General features: G+C 65.4%; 1 protein-coding gene and 1 pseudogene. Both read right to left on the bottom strand.

What is annotated here, in order from left to right:
* Positions 1 to 468: 468 nt before the first annotated feature.
* Complete coding sequence (locus tag VGC56_RS15045) at positions 469 to 1,674, bottom strand: IS91 family transposase (protein ID WP_464126178.1); 1,206 nt, start codon at positions 1,672 to 1,674, stop codon at positions 469 to 471.
* A gap of 10 nt (positions 1,675 to 1,684) precedes the next feature.
* Positions 1,685 to 2,616 (bottom strand): annotated as a pseudogene (locus VGC56_RS15040) (tyrosine-type recombinase/integrase).
* Positions 2,617 to 2,856: the final 240 nt, after the last annotated feature.

The raw sequence follows: 2,856 nt of genomic DNA, 5'->3' as shown, positions 1-2,856 counted from the left end.
CTTTGGCGATCCCATGCCGGAAATGGTGAAGCTGCTACCCGAGCCGGGCGAACTGGGTGCGTGATCGAGGTGTTGCACTGTTGCAGTGTTGCGGAGGGTGCTCGATCGTCGGCTTTCGGGAAGGGTTTCGGATGCCGGCCGAGCACGAGCGGTCGAGCGAGCATAAGGGCTATAAGGCCGGCGTCCGAAAGCCTCCGATGAAGGAACCCGCGGGAAGCCGGTGAGCAGTCGGCCGTCTATGGGGATTTGGCGCGGCAGCGGCGTTGCCGGGAGATGGTTTTGTTAAGATTGCTGAGAACTGAAAGCCGCTGACGATTGCGAACTGGTGGCTGGCGCCGTATTCGACGGGGTGATTGGGAACTGGTCCGTGGTGCCCTGCCGGGGTTGCCGACGCTGGGATGAAACAGGTGCGGTGCCGGGAAACAGGACGTTCCGGCGAATGGATGCTGCCAGGGGAAGGTCATCGGATCAGGTCTGGATCCCAGCGCCGGAGGGCGGGCCGCGCGGTGCGCCTCCGCGGCCAAAGATCTCGACAATGATCATGCGCCCGCCGCAGCACGGACACGGCGGGCGATGATCGGTAATGGCGTCGGGATCGACCGTGTCGTGCGATGCCGGCGGCTCGACCTGCGGTATTGGGGCGGCGATCAGTTCCCGGGCGCGCGCGATGTTGGTCTTGCAGCTGGCGCTGGCCAGTAGCCCGTAGTGGCGGATGCGATGAAACCCCTTTGGCAGAACGTGGAGCAGGAAGCGCCTGATGAACTCGTCGGCGCTGAGTATCATGGTGCGGTAGCGCGCCTGCCCGTTGCGGCGGTAATCCTTATAGCGGAAGGTCACGCCGCGCTCGTCAAGAGCAATGAGCCGGCTGTTCGCGATGGCGACGCGATGAGTGTAGCGGGCGAGATAGGCAAGCACCGCTTCCGGCCCGGAGAAGGGCGGCTTGGCGTAGACAAACCACTTCTTGCGCTTGAGCGGTGCGAGATGCGCGGCGAAGGCCTCGCGTCGAAGCAGACCCGCGATCTCGCCAAAGAACGCCAGCCGGCCTGCCGCGTGGGCGTCGACGAGCGCCGCCAGGAAGAGCCGCCGGAACAGGCGGGAAAGCACCCGCACCGGCAGCAGAAAGCCGGGCTTGCAGAGCACCCAGCGCGTGCCGTCAAGCGATATCCCGCCACCCGGCACAATCATATGGACGTGCGGATGGTGGGTCATCGCCGAGCCCCAGCTGTGAAGCACGGCGGTGGCTCCAATGCGCGCGCCAAGGTGTCGGGGATCGGCAGCGATGGTGAGCAGCGTTTCGGCCGCCGTGCGGAACAGCAGGTCGTAGACCACCGCCTTGTTCTGGTAGGCGATTAGAGCGATCTCGGCAGGCAGCGTGAAGACCACGTGGAAATAGCCAACCGGCAGCAGATCGGCCTCGCGGGCCGTAAGCCAGTCCTGCGCCGTCGCACCCTGACACTTTGGGCAATGGCGGTTGCGACACGAGTTGTACGCGATGCGGCTGTGGCCACAATCTTCGCAACGTTCGACATGCCCGCCGAGCGCGGCCGAGCGGCACTGCTCGATCGCCGACATGACCTGGAGTTGATCCAGGCTCACATGCCCGGCATTGGCTCGACGCCAGTCGGCTCCATGGCGATGAAAGACGTCTGCGACCTCCAGCTTCGGGCGGCGCACTGCCGTTCGGCTAAGCCTCGGGTCGCGGCCTCCCGTCGGTTGATTGTACGAGCCGGTCGAGTGGGCTGGTTACGGCCCGGATCGTGCTATTGGCGACGCGGGTGTAAAGCGCCGTCGTGTCAAGCTTGGCATGGCCCAGCAGTGTCTGAATCACGCGAATATCGACATCTTGCTCGAGGAGGTGCGTGGCAAAGCTGTGCCGCAGTGTGTGCGGCGATACGCGCTTGGTGATCCCGGCGGCCTGGGCAGCGGCGCGGACAACGCGGCAGAACTGCCGGGCCGACAGCGGCTCGACCGGGTTGCGGCCTGGAAACAGCCAGCCTCCGGGCAGCAGCAGGCTGCGCCGCCGCCCCTCGCGCCACCAGGCGCGCAGCAGTTCGAGCAACTGCGGCGACAGCATCGCATGGCGGTCCCCCGCTTTCGCGAGGGCAGGCTCTTGCCCCCCTTGCCGCGCTCGACGCGCAGTAGCATGCGCTCGGAATCGACATCGCCGACCTTGAGCGCGACAACTTCCGAGACGCGCAGCCCGGCACCGTAGGCGGTGGCGAATGCCGCCTTGTACTTCGGCGCCGTTGCCGCGCGCAGCAGAAGGGTCACTTCCTCGACGCTGAGCACTGTCGGTATCCGCCGCGGATACGGCACGACGGTGAGCCGGCGCGCCAGATCCGGCCGGTCGAGCGTCACTGTGAAAAAGAAGCGAAGGGCCGAGACCGCGCTGTTGATGCTCGGCGGCTGCATGCCGCTCTGCGTCTGATGCAATTGGAAAAGACGCAGGTCTTCTGTGGTCGCCGTATCAGGCGACCGGCCGATAAAGGCCGCGAATGCTCGGACGTGTCGCACATAGTCGCGGCGCGTATCGTCCTTGAAGCCGCGCACGGTCATGTCTTCGATCATGCGCGCCCGCAGTGGGCTGACGGGTCGAAGTGAAGTATCGGAGGTCATCGGGGCTCTCTCCCGAGCTGAAGGTTGCTGGACCTTCAATGCTCGGGATCGGATGCCCCGACCGTCACGCGCTACCGCACATCACCTCGTCGAAAATGCGCCGGGCCGCGACGCGTGCTCCCTCCCGCGCGAGCGGGTTCGTTCTTCGACCCAACTGCGACATTGGCCACACGCTGAACGGGAAAATCGAAAGTCGATAACGCCGCGTGGGAATGGCGTTGGCTTAACACCTTCAGCGGC

It is taken from the genome of Allosphingosinicella sp., from assembly GCF_036403745.1.
Classification (GTDB): domain Bacteria; phylum Pseudomonadota; class Alphaproteobacteria; order Sphingomonadales; family Sphingomonadaceae; genus Allosphingosinicella.
This window is presented reverse-complemented; position numbering and strand designations above follow the sequence as displayed.